The organism is Rhizobium sp. NLR16a, assembly GCF_017948245.1.
Lineage (GTDB): Bacteria > Pseudomonadota > Alphaproteobacteria > Rhizobiales > Rhizobiaceae > Rhizobium.
Map to the genome: position 1 here is coordinate 298,687 of NZ_CP072869.1, position 14,776 is coordinate 313,462.

Sequence of the window (14,776 nt, forward strand, 5' to 3'; positions counted from 1 at the left end):
GGGAAGCGCCAGAGGGGGTGAGTATATGAGCTAAGTTTCGCGACAAAATCGTCCGCGCTGAAAGCTCAGAGAAAAATCTCTCGCAAAAGTCAGAGTTTCGCGACCCGACATTTGCGAAAGTGGCCAATCGGATGACATAGCACGCGGTTTCTCTTCTAGGGCAATTGCGATAGTGTCAGATTATGAGCGAAATTGAACTTCCATTGGTCGGCGGTCGTATAACTGCCGGAGTAGTACGCGTCGGCGATACCGTGCGCCGACCAATCTCGGCCGATCGGTCGAATGTCCATGATTTACTGAGGCAACTGGAAAATATCGGCTTCGATGGTACTCCGCGGTTCTTGGGGATCGACGAACGCGATCGCGAAATCCTAAGCTTCTTGCCAGGTGATGTTCCGCTTGATCTAGACCACTTTTCCGATGTTCAGCTTCGATCAGCCGCGTCACTTTTGCGCCGCTTCCACGATGCAACCGCGCAGTCGCCGCTTGCACGACAACAGAATGCGGAAGTTATATGTCACAATGATTGGGGACCTCCCAACGCGGTCTTCTATGAGGATCTTCCCTTCGGGCTCATCGATTTTGATACGATTGCGCCCGGGCTGCGTTTATGGGACCTGGGCTACTCCGCTTTCGCTTGGCTTGACCTCGGCAATCCGGATTACACCGGAGCAGAACAGGTTCGACGCCTGTCAGTGTTTGCCGAAGGCTATGGACTGTCCACTTGCTCTCCGGCGCAAATCGCCGCCTACGCGGTCGCGAGACAGACGGCGCTTGCGAGCTCGGGAAGGATGAATGGCAAGACTGACATGGCGGATTGGGCAGCATCAGCGGCACATTGGACGATCATCAATGTAACGGAGAAGCTGCTGCCAACTGGCTATAGACACGGATTTCTAGTCCAAAGCGACGGTGCTTTTCCTCAAAACCCCTTCCGGATCAAAAGTTAGTATATTCGCGACAAGGCCGCAGCTGTCTAGGGCGTTTGTCGAAGATAAAGGTGGCTTATCCGGCCTCTATGAGTGAGAGCAAAGCCCCATTCGATCGTTGCATGCTCAAAATCAGCGTCGTAAATATCCAGGCCGACTTGCGAAACACCTTTAAATGAAAGGTGCTTCAGTTTTCCTGCTTTTTCCAATTCGGCCTGAATGAAGTCCTTTTGCTCCTCTGCGAGTACAGCTAAAGCGGGCGACATTCTATCGAGGTCGGGCTCACCTCGAGCATGCTCCTCAATCACATCACGCAAGACGATCTCGCCTTCGGGCAGCGGCTTTTGCTCTCGGATGCGTTCCTGTACAGCGTCTTCGATATTCCGTACCTGATCAAGGTCTGTTTTGAACGCATGATCCTCGAAACCATTTTGATGGTGGCGCAGGTGTTGCACCCGTTGGTCCTGTCCGCGCTCAAATGTGATTTGAACGGGTAGGACCTTCATGAAGAATTCGGTCTCGCTTTCCGGGAAAATCTCGATATCCGACTGCCCGACAATCCGGTAGAAAATCCCCCCATCGCGATGGGACACGATAGAAAGTGTCCCATCAGCAGTTTCGTAAGCTCCCGCATATTCATCGTACAAGGCTGTATCGATGGCAATTTCAGTTCGCGGGCGCATCTGCTCGTAGCGGCGCCAGGCCACAGTATCCTTTAACGGTTCAGCCATGCTTGTTTCCTTTGCGAGAGTCATAAGGTCGTCTACCGACGCAGGCGTTCCAGAACGGATTTTTGTTTGCAAAGCCTCAATTACAATCAGCCCTCGCTCCGCCCGGCTTCTAGTGTCCGCCAGTGCATCACGTTGCAGGTCGAGAATTTGACCAAGATCGGTGGGCTGACCGCGCAAAAATTTCGAAATATCTCGAAGGCTAAGCCCAATGGATTTTAGGGCTATTATCTCATTCAGCCGGGTAACCTCGTCGCTTCCGTAGAGCCGCCACTGTTTTGAGGTGCGGCGAGGCGAGATCAGACCATGTTTTTCGTAGAGCCGAAGTGCCCGTATGCTCAAGCCGATCCGGCTGGCGCATTCATGGGCCGTCAGCAAAACCTCTTTACCGCGTCCGAGCATTGAAAACTCCTTCAGGAATCTTCCTTACGGTATGACGCAGGGTCCGGCTCAAGAGAAAAATTGTCGTCGCAAAAATCCCGAGGTTGTTCGTAAGCATCCGAGCAGCCACGCGGCTGAAAGACGCGCGTGATGTTAGGTCTGAGTGGCAAGAGCACATGAGACATAAGCTTTAGTCTGTCAGGTCATGACTGTCCCTTGGTGGAAAACGATCTTCCAGCCTTCTGCCGTTTTTCGCCAAAGCGTCGTTCTGCGTGTTCGTCGATTTTCCTGCTGCAAAATGTAGTTGAGCTGGTAGAGCCCATCAGCAAGCAATCGGATGGAGAAGTCCGAGCATAACCAGCCCTTCGGTTCGGGTCCTTTGTAGAATTCCAAAAGGTTTTCAACGACGAAGTTGCGGTCATAGGCCTTACCACTTGCGCCGATCTCCCAAAAATCATCGTCAGTCATTTTGAGCAGGTCTTCGCGACTGGTGCCGAGCTCCCGATGGTGAAAGAGCGGTTCGCGAGCACTGAGCTCTGCAAGAATTGCATCGAGATCCGATTTCAGCATTCTCTCTCCTCTATCATCATAAGATTCAGGCTGCCTGCTGATGACGCGCGTCTTCTTCCTGGCGACGGCGCTTCCATTCCGGAGCAGCAGGTCCATGAGGCGAGAAGCAGGCAGGTCGGCGATGCGAGCAAGATATCGGCGAGCCAAGCCTTAGCGTCTACTGCCGGCGTGATCAACGCCGGTACGAACCCCTCAATCCGCATTCCGCGGAAATCGCCGGCCTGCGCCAACTGACGCCAGCGATAAATTGCGAGCGGGAAACTCCATGCTTCTCCGCCGTTGCGGAAACCTGGCGACCGTCGCCAGAGAAGCCCTCTTCGACAATCTTGAGCTTCGCGTCGGCGGTAAAACGCCGCCGACGACCCGTGTCGATGATTTCAAGCCGGCTCACCGGTGTCCGAAAACTATCCTTATGCCTGTTCACAGCGACAAAACGACAGATTCATCTTCATCCTATGTTCTCAAGGCGGTGCTGCTCGGATGCTTACGGTTGTTCGAACTTTATAGCTGACTTCTGCAGCATCCGAAATTCAGTATTTATGCGACAGCTTTGGGGCGGCCAGCGCTCATCAACTCGATGAGTCTTTCGAGACGGGTCACCACGTCACGGGTTTCCAAAAGTTGTTGCTTCTGTTCGACATTGGTCGATAGCAAAGGGGCGACTGTGTCGGCCAGCAGGCCCGGATCGCCGATCGAAGGCAGGCCAAAGCGAGCTTTTGATCCCGGGGGAAGCGCGGAAAAATCGACCTCGGCGTAAGTCTGGTACGCATCGAGAACCGCACTCGAAAGAGCGGCTGCCTCCGTCGACTGGCCGCCCTGCTCTTCAATCGGCGCAACCTCTGCCGCCAGGAACTCGCCATCGGTAAGGCGAATGATGCCTGTTCGCTGAAGCCCACAGACGGTGACCTTGAGAGCCCCGTCCACCTGTGTCTGGCGATCGACCACGTTCGCTACGACGCCCACCGGATGGAGGGCATCAAGAGTGCTGGGACGATCGTCGTCACTACGCCTCTGGGCGACAACGACAACCCGCCGATCACCGACAAGAGCGTGTTCCACGGCTTGCCGAGTTTTGTCCCGCGCCACGAAAATCCGCGAGATCATGTGCGGAAACAGGACCATGTCCCGCATAGGAACGATCGGAATATCCGCCCCGGCTGGAAAAGGCGTGTTAGCCTTCATCGAGGTCCCAGACAACTGGGTCGCTTGGATCCTTGCGGCCAATACGTTCCAGTCTCGATAGCCAAGAATTCGAGCAACGAGCTCCTGGCTCTCACTGTTGGTGAAGGTGATAGATTTTGCGTGAAGCGCTTCACGTAGCGTTTTCGCCATAGCTTTGGCATCGCGGAAATCGCGCATGAGATGATCCTTTGCATAAACGAACGGAAAGCGTCAGGGGCTTGCGTTGCTGACCCGTTCGTTCGGGCAAAGGGAGCCATAAGTGGCCCGATACATTCACCGTACCCCGACGGGGCGCAAGCAGCAGGCTGTATCCACCGAGCACCGATTGTGCGCAGACGCTTTTTACTTGTCAATCTTAGGCTGGGCGAGAGCCCGTTTTGTGGTACGAGGCCGGCGCTCCCCTGTCGCAAAAGTCCCGACATTTGCTTGATTTTTATAGCTGCCTTTTGCGGCGTCTGAAATTCAGGATTTCCGCGACATGAACATGTTGTCGGGGCCGAAGGCCGGCCCCGATCATCGATGATCAGCTAAAATAGGTTTCTGTCATCACTTCTTGAATCACCTTCTATGTGGTGAGGAGTGTAGAGATCGCTGCGAGCCTTTCTCCGCCACGGCCGCGCAAGACTCTGCGGGTTGGTTTTGAGATCCGCGATAGCAATAGCAGGTAATCCTGTCATAGGGCACTGCACGGCCCACTGACCATCCGGCGAAGCAATGCCTGAGGGAGCGGTCGTGCTCTGAGGTGCGAGGGTGGAAAAACTGACCCAATAGGTATTACTTGCGGCATGCCCGAGTGCCTCTGCTGCAAATGCCGGAGCGTTAGAAGGAGTCTCCCCTGCAGTCGAAAACAAGACACAATCGACGTCAAGGTTCTCGTATTCAACGAAGATTTCCGGATAGTGCACCTCCATGCCCAGCGCGCAGCCGAAGCGCAGTCCATCCACCTCGAAAGTTATGGGTTTCTTACCAGGCGAGTACATGAACGAGATTTTCGTGTTTGATAACAGGCGCTCATCGTAGCGCGTCACCAGTTCCCCACGATCGGAAACGACATACAGGCTGTTGTGCGGCCGGTGCGGCGAGGTGAGCTGATGGACGGAACCGAATATCGTCCAAAGTTTAAGCTCGCTTGCAAGTCTTCTGGTCGCTTCCAGTTCCTCGCGCAAAGCACCCCATTCGAAGCGCTTCCAATCGGAAGGCCCGATTTCTCTAGGTCCGATTTCGGACATGATCCGTTTATGTGGCCAGCACGTTGTCCCTTCCGGGAAATGTAAGAGGCGAGCCCCGGCCTGATGAGCGTCACGCATAAGGCGACGCATCTCCGTTCCACTGGCGTGAAGCGCCGAAACGTCACGAGGATCATTGAACAGGGATGTTTGGGCTACAGCCATCCGTATTGAACGGATCGCAGGTTCGTCCGGAGGTTGGCGGATATGTTGAAGAGCTGCGGTGTAAGATTCGCCGGTTTTGGCAGCACGGGCACGCACACGACGTTTGAGATTTCCGTTTTGGGTCATGATCTGGCCTTTCACGTCCCGGACGCAGTTCCCCAGCAACCCATCCGGCACGATCGGACCAAGACAAGCGGCCCGAGACGGAAGTCCCTTTGCCTCCGTTCAAGACCATGCTGGGGAAGGTCTGGGAGGTTAGGCGCAGGCCACGCCGAAACGAAGATGTCCAGCGGCCCCTGATTCGTCAAGCGGTCTCCAAAACTTGGCGAATAATCAAATTGATCGCCTCCGGCTGTTCCATCGGCACGTAGTGACCGCAATCCGGGATAACATGCAGACGGCCGTGTTGAGCCATCTTTGTCTGTTTTCTGCTGGTATTGAGCCCCGGAGCAACATCCTCCGATCCGGTGACAACAACCACTGGTCCTGGGAAACTCGAGAGAATGTCATCCCGGCTTGGGCGCGTATGAAAAATCGTGACCCCCTGCGCCACGTCTTCCAAAGACTGGCGCATAGTGATGCGCTTCGCCTTCTCGACTGCTCCAGGCAAAACCTCGTTCGCGAATAGAGGCTTCCAAAACTCGCACCACGCGGCCTCAAGTCCTTTTTCGTGCAGCGTCTGAAGCAATGGTTTTGCGCCGTTCCAGATCGCAGATGATGGTCCCATAGCGTTGGTTACGTCGCCACGCCCAATCGTCGATCCCGATCACGGTCGGCGGGACAAAGCGCGGACTGCCGCGCCGTCGCACGACGCGCAGCAGCGTATCGTTGCTTACCGGCAACACAGCCGCTTGGCAAAGGTGGCCGCTGGCCTGCCACCCAGTGCAAGCCCGAGATGATGGACGATGTGGTCGAGCCTGGCGGTTCGCCGCGCCGAAGGCGCGAGAATGTCCCCGTCGAAGCGCTCGGCGAAGATTCTCCGGCCGCACAACACTGCATCGCAGTGGAACCGGCGCGCTTCAATGACAAGCCGAACGGGCTTTCCCACCAAGGGCAGGTCAGCCAGACGTCGTTGATATCGACTGTGGATTCGTTCCGACCTTGTTCCACAGATCGGGCAAAGGCTTGCTTTGCTCGTCGACCGGACTGCGATCAACATTACGTCGTCATCAATGGCCGTATTGTCGACTACAAAGCCGCGAGGGACGAGCGTCGACGGTCGGAGCGAATGGCCCATGGTGTTGATTCCTTGTGTGAAACCAACATCAGCCAGCACTTGATTTCATCAAAAGTGAGTCAGAGCCAACTTTCCGCGCCGATTGACAGAATGAATAGAGAGTTGGGGCGTAGGTCGCTCCCGGCAGGAGTTCCATCTGCTCGGCCCACATGGTTCCGTCCAGAGGAAGCGCATGCAGGAGCAACAGTTCCAGCTTACTGTCGACCATCACCCATCCTAGCGATCAAGGTTCGCAAAAAGCCCGGAGCGGCAGAGCGCATCACTGGATCGCTTTGTGCAACTGCACACTTTTGAAATTGCCAGCTTCGAATTCGAAAGCTGAAAAGCCGAGTTTCTCATAGAATCCGACTGCGTCGGGAGCGGAATGCACGAGAAGTTCCCTGATGCCGCGTTCAAGCGCCAGGCGTTCAACCCGCTCCAAAAGGGCTGTTCCATGACCCCGCCTTTGTAAATCAGGTGCTATCGCCACCAGACGCACGATTGCACTTCCATCTGGCTTCTGATCGAGACGAACGGTCCCGATTGCCTGCCCATCAAGCTTGAAAAGCAGGGAAAGATTTCGCTCTTTGATCTCCTCCGGCCCATCTGGGATATAATCGAACCGCCCTCTGGCTTCAAAGAGCACCGTCCGCCGCAGCCGATGATAAGCTGATTGGTCGTCGGCGCTCTCGGCAAGAGAGAGATCGTAGCGATCTATCGCCGGCAGTCGATCCAGCATCTCTCCCGAGCCAAGGTCAAGGCGCGCCTGCGCTAGAGCGATGTCGATCCAGAAAAACCGGAACAAAATAGGTGTCCCGCCGCCGGACGGCATGGCCTCGAAATGGGTCCAGGTCTCAGGAAGATTTTCTTCAAGCGGCAAATGAAAGTATGTGCGATGAAGGTTGTGAAGCTGCCCGTCTCTCTCGAAGATGCGATGGCTGTCTCCCAACAGCCGAAACCCCGTTCGATCAACCAGTCCGGTTTCCTCGCCGAATTCGCGGCGGGCGGCATCAATTATCTGCTCCCCGACTTCGACTGTGCCTCCCGGTACCTGAAGGGGAACTTCAGGGAAATCGGGTTCGTCAAATACCAGAAGCCCCCGGGAAGTAGTTGCGTAGATTAGGGCTTTCTCAATCAAAACATCTCCCTCCATACCCAGGCGGCGTTTAGATCAGTGGGGAGTTGAAGATGGCTGCCTCACAAACTCGCGATCAACAATTCCCATTATTAAGTCGTCGTGCCATGATCCGTCGACAAAAGCTGCTTCCCGCTCCCGCCCCTCGATCATGAAACCGCATTTCTCGTAGGCGCGTATTGCCCGTTTGTTGTATGCGAGCACGCGAACGCTGATGCGATGCAGGCCCAAGTCAGCAAAAGCGTATTGCAGAAGTAGTCGGATAGCTTCGCTCCCATATCCCTTGCCGAGGATGTTTGCATCATATATCCCGATTGCCATGGACGCTCGCCTGTCGGTTCGATCCACCCTGTCCAACCTGATTTCGCCGGCAAACTTACCATTCACCTCGATTACCCAGGCATACGGGTTGCTGATTATGCTTTGGACCCACCCTGTTGCCTTTTCCCGGCTCATGGGTTTCACGGCCGTCTTGCTAATCCCAAACATTTGAAAAATCTCGAGGTCGTTCCCGAGGGCGAGGCGGGCGTCGATGTCACCAAAGGTGGCGGTTCGAAGGAGAACGTTGCGTCCCGGAATAGCAGGAGCTGAACGAAGCACAGCTGTTGGCACGATTGTTCCCTGATGGAAGGCCATTCTCCATCGGCCATCGATCAGCTTCCATAGGGAACTTCGGAGGGTTGTTCTCTCGGCAAGGTCACCATCCGCCTGCCGCACGCTGCGATACAGCACCAATACCGCATCTTTGGCGATTATCCGGGCGGCAAAATCGCGAACCTCCGGCAACGTGACACGATCTGAAGGCACTTCCTGAGCTAGGGAATTGATAGTGAGATGCTTGTCATAGACCCTTCCAGAACTGCCAAACTCCAGAAAATCGTCCGCAAGCCGCGCGGAGACAGCTTCCCGGGACGAGCGGATATCTGGCCTGTGTAACTCCTGCTCAAGCTGTCGAAATAACTCTATATCGATCTCATCTGCCATCAACGGTCTCCACAGAAATCACTAACTACTCGACCTGCTGCCGGAAAACCTGACTTCAAGGTGAGGTTATGCGACAAAACCTGTGACGAAGCAGCTATGGGGAATTTCGCTACAGGCCGGCCTGTATGCGCTTCAGACGGTCGCCAGGAAGGCTGTAGCATCCGAGCGGCTGCCCAGCTTCAACTTCTGTAAAGAATGTCCTTCGAAAAACTGTTCGTGGGCATCGAAGGAATTTATATGGTTTTTCCGAAGACGGTAACCGCGCGTGTATTCTAGCAGTTCCTCGAACTGCTCGTCGGTTCCGCCACCGCTTTGACCACGTTGTATAAGGTTGGCGATGCATTCACTGTCGGGGATGTCGAGCCATATCAACGCTGTCACTCGCGAAAGCACCTGCCTCAGTATCGAACCATAGATCCCCTCCATGATCCACGAGTTACCATCCGCCGCCTCGGCCACCAATCGATTGCGTTCATCGCGTGGGCGCTCTCCGGCGAAATTCGGCAGCCAATGAAAGTCATCGAGATGGAATACTGGATATCGGAGCCTTTGCGCCAGCTGCTGGGCCAGCCAGGTCTTGCCACTTCCGCCGTTTCCCACAATGAAAACTCTCTCCATTATCTGTCCTTCTCATAATGCATAGAGTCGAAATGAACTCAGCCGCTATCGCAGGGTCTGGATTTCTGCGCCAAGTTTATTCCGCGGCCTTTCCCGCGATCTCCTGTGCAGCCGCCCGTTGACAGCCCTTCATTGAAATCGTTAGTTAAAAATTGATCTCCATTCGGCGGCTAAGCCTACGGGGCTTATAACATTTTGCGTTTTGAAATGACAAAGTAAAAGCCACAACCGCGCTTGCCCGTCTCGACGAGCGGATTTCTCGTTCGGAGGTCGGGAGCGGATGGATCGAACGATCCCATTTCGCCGATGCCTGCGCCTCGCTGTGGATCGACGGCGAACTCGTGCATCTCGAGGACCTCGTCCTGCACGATGCCAGCCACGACATCCGCACGCCGACGCACGAACTGACCATTGCCCGCGATGTCATGCGCACCCGCCGGCGCATTGCCGCACAGCCGTCCGGCTGGGCGCTCAGCCCCGACGGCCTCCGCAGCCTGCGCCGCCACAACGTCGTTGCCGGGCAGGCGTGGCCTGTAGCATCTTGGAGATGGCGCGGCCGAGAGCGAAGACGCCGTGGCACAGGCCGATGCGGCCGGGGAAGGGGAGAGGGAGGACAGCGACGACGCCAGCGTCCTCGACGCCGAGCTGGCTGCCATCGATGCGGTGCTGGCGCGCTCGGACGCCGTGCTGAAGGAGGCGGTCGCACCGAAAGGTCGGTCCCGGGATCGCGACCCGCTCGCCTATGACCTCGACTGGGACGAGGACGCACGGCTGGAGGAATGGCAAACCGTGCTGCGCCAGGCCGAGAATCTGCCGCCGGTGCTGCAGGCTATCGTCGCCCTCGATACCTGGAATACGCTCGACGTGCTGTAACACGCGCCCTGGCTCGGCCGGCACCTTGCTGCCTCGATCCTGCGCCAGGCCGGCATCACCTCCGGCGCGCATCTCACCGCGATCAACCTCGGCCTGAAAACCATCCCGGTCGACCGGCGCCGGCATCGCAGCCGAGAAGTCCGGCTGCTGGCCATTGCCGACGGTCTGATCGCTGCCGCCGAGATCGGGCTGAAGGAGCACGACCGGCTGGCGCTCGCGCGAAAAATGATGGCGCGGAAGCTGCAGGGGAGACGAACGTCTTCAAAACTGCCGGAGCTTGTCGATCTCGTCATGGCGACGCCGCTCGTTCATGCCGGGACGGTCACCAAGACGCTCGGGGTGACGCCGCAGGCGGCGCGGCGGATTGTCGGCGAGCTCGGGCTCCGCGAGATGACGGGGAGGGGGAGGTTTCGGGCGTGGGGCGTCCTGTGAATTAGCCGAGTTCATTCTTCTAGCTTGACCATGTTAATTTTTTCCTCCACAAATGAGGTTGAGAAAATTAACATGAGTAGGCGGCATGGAAAATATCAGCCCAGAGACAATCACTGATCCTGAGATTGGCGACCTTTACCTTGCTCGTCTGGAACTTGAGCGTGAGAAATTGATCGCGGCAGGTCATCACGCACTTGCTGCTGCTGCTACTGCCTCACCATTGCATCCCACCAATGCCGCCGGCATGTTCGCGTATATGGACGGAGTGAAGGGCCTTCGAGCCGAAAACCTCGGTGGAAATTGGGAGATCTTTAGCGAGGAAGGTGTGGAAGGCATCCGCAATGATGTCCTCAAGCTTCGAGTTCTCTTTGCAAATGTCAATCAAGCCTGCCGCAAAGCGGATCCTAAAGCGCGGTCTCGAAAAGGCGCTGGCTCCGAACGCGTGGCTTGTGGCGATATGTTTGAAGCTGCCGGTATCGACCTCCCTATCAGCGTGGTCAAGTTTCATGGAGACCACAAAACATATTACCTGATGGTCGATCAGTTTGGCGCAATGGAACTCAGCTTACCTGTGGTGAAGAATGGCCAATTCCTTCGCTGTATCGATCGCGTATTTTTGATTGAGGGTGGCGATCTGGACACGGTCGATTTTGGCATCAATGAACCGACCAACGATCCGGATCTGGATATCGTCGTCAGTCGAAAATAAAGCCGAACAATCATGTTCAATGGAAAGAGACTCAGCCTCGCCAGAAAACGGCAGAAGCTGACAGCGAAGGAACTGGCAGAAAAGGCCGGCGTATCGCCGGTCACAATCACGCGGCTTGAAACCGGTCAGAACCAGGCTGATTCTGGAACACTTGAGAAACTCGCAGAGGTTCTCGGTTATCCCGTGCAGTTTTTCTTCAAGGAAGACCCGGCACTCCTTTCAGCAGAAATCGTCAGCTTTCGAAGCCTGTCGAGCATGACCGCGAAAGAACGAAACGCTGCCCTCTCGGCAGGCGATAACGGGGTCGAAGTTTATGAGTGGCTTGAAAATCGATACAATCTACCGGCGTTGGATTTGCCGCATTTCGACCCGGAATTGACACCTGAAGCTGCCGCCGATGCTCTCCGCCAGCACTGGGGCCTCAGCTACCAACCCATCGCAAACATGATGAAACTGATGGAGGCCAAAGGCATCCGCGTCCTGGGGCTAGAAGAAACCACGGCAAATGTCGATGCATTCTCGTTCTGGCAAAATGACAAAGCGTATGTGTTTCTGAATTCGTTCAAATCGGCGGAGCGTAGTATTTTTGATGCGGCTCACGAACTGGGCCATTTGGTCCTGCACAGGCATGGCCAAACCTCAGGTGCGGACGAAGATACACGCACGGCCGAGGTGGAGGCAAACCGCTTCGCTTCCGCCTTTCTAATGCCGGAGGAAGACGTTAGGGTCAGAATGCCCCGTCTTATAACGGCTGATCTCATTTTACGGGCGAAGAAAAGGTGGCGCGTCTCGGCAATGGCGCTGGCATACCGACTGGCACATCTTACCAGACCCATGCTCTCCGAATGGCAATACCGTTCCATATGTATCGAGCTTGGGAAACGCGGTTATCGCACGAGCGAACCTGATGGCATCCCCAGGGAAACGTCTGTGCTATGGGGGAAGGTTTTATCCCAGCTTTGGGCGGAGCGGAAAAGTCTCGTGGACGTTGCCGATGAGCTATCGCTTCCAATGACTGAGGTCGAACGACTTTTATTTTGTATTCTGCCCCAGCACGGTACCGACAATGAGGGTAGTGAAGTCCGACGCTCAAAGCTCAGTATCGTGAAATAGAGGTCAAGATTGAGTGGACGCGATGACCAGGGATCATACGAGTCATGGCAAATGGTCCGAAGCTGGGGTGCCCAAAAAGGGATGGTCATGTGTCGGGATCGAGGATTTGGGTGAGCCTTCCCAGCTTTGCGAAATGTGCGAAAGCGTCAACATCCGCTACGTCCATTATATGGAGCACGGCCAGACCACGGAATCATTGGCCGTTGGCTGCGTCTGTGCCGAACATATGGAAGAGGACTATGCCCGTCCGAAAGAACGGGAGAGGGGATTAAGGAGCCTCGCCAAACGCCGTAAGACATGGGCCGAGCGCTCGTGGAAACGGTCGGCCAAGGGCAATGATTACATCAACACCGAAGGGTATAATCTGACGGTATTCCCCAAAAATGCAGGCTTTGGCGTGGTGGTAACGAACCGCAAGAACGGTGCGACCCGCAGCGGCAACAAGGAATTCGCATCCGTGGAAGAGGCAAGGGCAGGGGCGTTGACCGCGCTGGTCTGGGCCAAGACGCACTTGTAGGCAGCGTGAGGAAGCATGACTGAGATCATCGAGGAAGAGCGACCGATCACCGTGCCCAGCATTTGTATTTCAGTCCAAGGCATGGAAGAAAAAGCAGGAGAGAAGCTCGCCTATTGCGTCGGCAATTATGTGCGGGAGTTGAGCCGTTACATCAATCTCGAGCGGCTGGACGGCATCACTATCGCCGTCGATTACAAGGAAGCGCTTCTCGCACTCGATAGAGGATATGAAACGGACCACCGCCTAACGCCCAGTTCCGAGCTGGTCGAAGGCGTTGCGATGGCGCCGAGCGTCATTCGAGACGGTATTCTCAAATCGCATTTGGTACTGAACGCTGCCTATATCTATTCACTGCAGGACGAGGAAGATGAGCATTACGCCCATTCCCTGCATCTGCTCGCTCATGACTGCGCACATGTCGAACTCACCATGACGACTGACAAGGCGTTCCCCGATACGCTGCTAAAAAAAATCTACGATGATGCCGCAGATGCCTGCGAAGGGCAGGCCGAAAACGCCTGCTGGGATGAGTATGCGGCGTGCCGTATCGCAGCCCCGTTCGGCCGAGATCCTCTGCAGGATTACACCAATGCATTCATCACCCATCTCGACGAGACGATGAACCGGGCAAACGAATGTATCCCGCGCTATCGCACCGATCACGACCATGACCGAATACTCTCCGAGGTCGTGCGGTATTACCAGAACCTGATGACGAGCGGCAGCTATCTGCTCGGCCATATGGACGGTCACGGCTTGACGATAGACGATGTGCCTGCGGTCCGCGGGGCGCTGGAAGGGCATTGGTTCGCCCCGTTTTTCGAAAGGCTGCGCACCGCGCTAAGAGAACTGTGGTCCAGGTACGGGCAATGGGAAGATCGAAGCGAATTCGCACCGATCGGCGAGATCATCATCGATGTGCTGGGCGAGGGTGGCTTCTTCTTCCAATGGGACGGGCACGGTAATTGCGGCTTCCGCATTCCGTTCACGTCCGCCACGATGTAGGAATGGCCACATAAAGACACGGGTGCTCTCCAGTATGAGGCTGACAGTACGGAAAGGCTGCTGCGGTCCAGTTCGCCTCTCTGACAAAGGTTTGGTGCTGACGGCTTCCGACTTCCTGATTATCGCATAGTCGCATCGCATTCCGCTGAACCATTTGGCGGTGGGATTATCCTCCGGGATAGCTATTTGACTCCGCACGTACCGGTGGCAACCAGGAAGAATCGCATGAATGATGATCAGCCCCAGATAAATGAAGCATGGCTGCGATGGATGAGGGATTTCCGCATGGCTGCGTCGAAGCTCGCGGACGTGGACAGCTTCGATGCGCCGGAAAGCGAAGAGCCCGAACTGCTGTTCGTGAAATTCGCGCTGTTCGCCCGTGCCCTGACATTGTTCGACACGGCATTGTTGCTCGCTGAGCATGATAAGGTGCTCGATGTGCGCAGTACCTGCCGCAAGGTCGTCGAATGCGCGATCCATATGGATGCGGCGCGCCGCAAGCCTGATTATCTGCAGGCGCTCAAGGATGACGAAGCCAAGAGTAAATGGTCGAGAGCCAAGGCGTTTAAGGACATGCAGACGGACCTTGATGCCGGGTCGCGTAAGCTGCTGCAGGAATTCCTGAATGACAAGAAGGGCGCGCAGTTAAAGCCGAGTGACCTGAGCAAGGACAGCCAGTTCCCGCGCATGGCGCACATGTATCGTGAGATCTCCGCCGACACGGCACATGTCACCTACAGCTCGCTATTACGGCATCGTTCGTTCCTGGCGGACGGGACCGCATTGTTCAGCCTCGATCCTCTGCTGGAGGAAGACGAGCTGCAGGAGACGCTGAACATACTCGGCCTCGCCGTTTTGCTGTGCGTCTTCAGCCTTGTGCGCATGATACCCACCATGGTGGGCGACGAAGCATTCTATGACCTGCATGCCCGCTATAAGGTGCTTGCCGCTGGCGGGCAGGCGCAGCTGGGTGAAACCGCATGAGGCGAGCGG

16 protein-coding genes and 3 pseudogenes are annotated in these 14,776 nt (G+C 55.9%); 8 read left to right on the forward strand and 11 right to left on the reverse strand.

The window, feature by feature from the left end:
- The first annotated feature begins 182 nt into the window (after positions 1-182).
- A complete protein-coding gene (locus J7U39_RS28415; RefSeq protein WP_210633106.1) occupies positions 183-950 on the forward strand; it encodes a phosphotransferase in 768 nt (255 codons plus the stop codon).
- Between the two features lie 26 nt (positions 951-976).
- Here the strand turns inward: J7U39_RS28415 and J7U39_RS28420 are convergent, their stop codons facing one another.
- Both J7U39_RS28420 and J7U39_RS28425 read right to left on the reverse strand, forming a co-directional pair.
- Positions 977-2,059 (reverse strand): MerR family transcriptional regulator, encoded by a 1,083-nt coding sequence (locus tag J7U39_RS28420; RefSeq protein WP_210633107.1) that lies wholly within the window; start codon positions 2,057-2,059, stop codon positions 977-979.
- Positions 2,060-2,236: 177 nt separating this feature from the next.
- Positions 2,237-2,608: a DUF4440 domain-containing protein gene (locus J7U39_RS28425; protein WP_210633108.1), complete on the reverse strand. Its 372-nt coding sequence runs from the start codon at positions 2,606-2,608 to the stop codon at positions 2,237-2,239.
- 265 nt (positions 2,609-2,873) lie between these two features.
- Between J7U39_RS28425 and J7U39_RS32040 the strand changes: the two genes are divergently transcribed.
- The gene (locus tag J7U39_RS32040) at positions 2,874-3,119 is read left to right on the forward strand and encodes a hypothetical protein (RefSeq protein ID WP_246826341.1); all 246 of its coding nucleotides are present in this window, start codon (positions 2,874-2,876) and stop codon (positions 3,117-3,119) included.
- 26 nt (positions 3,120-3,145) lie between these two features.
- Here J7U39_RS32040 and J7U39_RS28435 read toward each other — a convergent pair whose 3' ends face one another.
- The 9 genes and pseudogenes from J7U39_RS28435 to J7U39_RS28475 all read right to left on the reverse strand — a co-directional run bounded on the left by J7U39_RS28435 (position 3,146) and on the right by J7U39_RS28475 (position 9,134).
- Positions 3,146-3,967, reverse strand: a complete 822-nt coding sequence (locus J7U39_RS28435; protein WP_210633110.1) for an LON peptidase substrate-binding domain-containing protein — start codon at positions 3,965-3,967, stop codon at positions 3,146-3,148.
- Between the two features lie 350 nt (positions 3,968-4,317).
- Positions 4,318-5,307, reverse strand: coding sequence for a carbon-nitrogen hydrolase family protein (locus J7U39_RS28440; RefSeq protein WP_210633220.1), 990 nt, complete (start codon positions 5,305-5,307; stop codon positions 4,318-4,320).
- Positions 5,308-5,485: 178 nt separating this feature from the next.
- Positions 5,486-5,908, reverse strand: a complete 423-nt coding sequence (locus tag J7U39_RS28445; RefSeq protein ID WP_343298374.1) for an alpha/beta hydrolase — start codon at positions 5,906-5,908, stop codon at positions 5,486-5,488.
- Positions 5,865-6,418, reverse strand: a pseudogene (locus J7U39_RS28450) (transposase family protein); the annotation flags it as partial. The gene J7U39_RS28445 and the pseudogene J7U39_RS28450, both read right to left, overlap by 44 nt.
- 28 nt (positions 6,419-6,446) lie before the next feature.
- The gene (locus J7U39_RS28455) at positions 6,447-6,626 is read right to left on the reverse strand and encodes a hypothetical protein (protein ID WP_210633112.1); all 180 of its coding nucleotides are present in this window, start codon (positions 6,624-6,626) and stop codon (positions 6,447-6,449) included.
- A gap of 51 nt (positions 6,627-6,677) precedes the next feature.
- The gene (locus tag J7U39_RS28460) at positions 6,678-7,136 is read right to left on the reverse strand and encodes a GNAT family N-acetyltransferase (protein ID WP_210633221.1); all 459 of its coding nucleotides are present in this window, start codon (positions 7,134-7,136) and stop codon (positions 6,678-6,680) included.
- 18 nt (positions 7,137-7,154) lie between these two features.
- Positions 7,155-7,550, reverse strand: a pseudogene (locus J7U39_RS28465) (NUDIX domain-containing protein); the annotation flags it as partial.
- Between the two features lie 18 nt (positions 7,551-7,568).
- Complete coding sequence (locus J7U39_RS32300; RefSeq protein ID WP_210633113.1) at positions 7,569-8,516, reverse strand: GNAT family N-acetyltransferase; 948 nt, start codon at positions 8,514-8,516, stop codon at positions 7,569-7,571.
- 132 nt (positions 8,517-8,648) lie between these two features.
- Entirely contained in the window at positions 8,649-9,134 is a 486-nt protein-coding gene (locus J7U39_RS28475; RefSeq protein ID WP_210633114.1) for an AAA family ATPase, read from the reverse strand.
- A gap of 230 nt (positions 9,135-9,364) precedes the next feature.
- Between J7U39_RS28475 and J7U39_RS28480 the strand changes: the two are divergent.
- The 6 genes and pseudogenes from J7U39_RS28480 to J7U39_RS28505 form a co-directional block, all read left to right on the forward strand.
- Positions 9,365-10,439, forward strand: a pseudogene (locus J7U39_RS28480) (RHE_PE00001 family protein); the annotation flags it as partial.
- Positions 10,440-10,524: 85 nt separating this feature from the next.
- Positions 10,525-11,148 (forward strand): hypothetical protein, encoded by a 624-nt coding sequence (locus J7U39_RS28485; RefSeq protein ID WP_168300991.1) that lies wholly within the window; start codon positions 10,525-10,527, stop codon positions 11,146-11,148.
- Positions 11,149-11,160: 12 nt separating this feature from the next.
- The gene (locus J7U39_RS28490) at positions 11,161-12,261 is read left to right on the forward strand and encodes an XRE family transcriptional regulator (RefSeq protein WP_105439465.1); all 1,101 of its coding nucleotides are present in this window, start codon (positions 11,161-11,163) and stop codon (positions 12,259-12,261) included.
- Between the two features lie 22 nt (positions 12,262-12,283).
- A complete protein-coding gene (locus J7U39_RS28495) occupies positions 12,284-12,778 on the forward strand; it encodes a hypothetical protein (RefSeq protein WP_105439464.1) in 495 nt (164 codons plus the stop codon).
- A gap of 15 nt (positions 12,779-12,793) precedes the next feature.
- On the forward strand, positions 12,794-13,783 hold the full coding sequence (locus tag J7U39_RS28500) for a hypothetical protein (protein WP_168300985.1): 990 nt from the start codon (positions 12,794-12,796) through the stop codon (positions 13,781-13,783).
- A 225-nt stretch (positions 13,784-14,008) separates the two neighbouring features.
- A complete protein-coding gene (locus tag J7U39_RS28505; RefSeq protein WP_246638656.1) occupies positions 14,009-14,767 on the forward strand; it encodes a DUF5677 domain-containing protein in 759 nt (252 codons plus the stop codon).
- The last annotated feature ends 9 nt before the right edge of the window (positions 14,768-14,776 follow it).

Bases quoted from the DNA above. Each gene is read 5' to 3' on its own strand.
- J7U39_RS28505 (WP_246638656.1), top strand. From the start codon at position 14,009: ATGAATGATGATCAGCCCCAGATAAATGAAGCATGGCTGCGATGGATG.
- J7U39_RS28425 (WP_210633108.1), bottom strand. From the start codon at position 2,608: ATGCTGAAATCGGATCTCGATGCAATTCTTGCAGAGCTCAGTGCTCGC.
- J7U39_RS28475 (WP_210633114.1), bottom strand. From the start codon at position 9,134: ATGGAGAGAGTTTTCATTGTGGGAAACGGCGGAAGTGGCAAGACCTGG.
- J7U39_RS28485 (WP_168300991.1), top strand. From the start codon at position 10,525: ATGGAAAATATCAGCCCAGAGACAATCACTGATCCTGAGATTGGCGAC.
- J7U39_RS28415 (WP_210633106.1), top strand. From the start codon at position 183: ATGAGCGAAATTGAACTTCCATTGGTCGGCGGTCGTATAACTGCCGGA.
- J7U39_RS28500 (WP_168300985.1), top strand. From the start codon at position 12,794: ATGACTGAGATCATCGAGGAAGAGCGACCGATCACCGTGCCCAGCATT.
- J7U39_RS28460 (WP_210633221.1), bottom strand. From the start codon at position 7,136: ATGCTGGATCGACTGCCGGCGATAGATCGCTACGATCTCTCTCTTGCC.
- J7U39_RS28495 (WP_105439464.1), top strand. From the start codon at position 12,284: ATGACCAGGGATCATACGAGTCATGGCAAATGGTCCGAAGCTGGGGTG.
- J7U39_RS28420 (WP_210633107.1), bottom strand. From the start codon at position 2,059: ATGCTCGGACGCGGTAAAGAGGTTTTGCTGACGGCCCATGAATGCGCC.
- J7U39_RS32300 (WP_210633113.1), bottom strand. From the start codon at position 8,516: ATGGCAGATGAGATCGATATAGAGTTATTTCGACAGCTTGAGCAGGAG.
- J7U39_RS28490 (WP_105439465.1), top strand. From the start codon at position 11,161: ATGTTCAATGGAAAGAGACTCAGCCTCGCCAGAAAACGGCAGAAGCTG.
- J7U39_RS28440 (WP_210633220.1), bottom strand. From the start codon at position 5,307: ATGACCCAAAACGGAAATCTCAAACGTCGTGTGCGTGCCCGTGCTGCC.
- J7U39_RS28435 (WP_210633110.1), bottom strand. From the start codon at position 3,967: ATGCGCGATTTCCGCGATGCCAAAGCTATGGCGAAAACGCTACGTGAA.
- J7U39_RS28455 (WP_210633112.1), bottom strand. From the start codon at position 6,626: ATGGTCGACAGTAAGCTGGAACTGTTGCTCCTGCATGCGCTTCCTCTG.
- J7U39_RS32040 (WP_246826341.1), top strand. From the start codon at position 2,874: ATGCTTCTCCGCCGTTGCGGAAACCTGGCGACCGTCGCCAGAGAAGCC.
- J7U39_RS28445 (WP_343298374.1), bottom strand. From the start codon at position 5,908: ATGGGACCATCATCTGCGATCTGGAACGGCGCAAAACCATTGCTTCAG.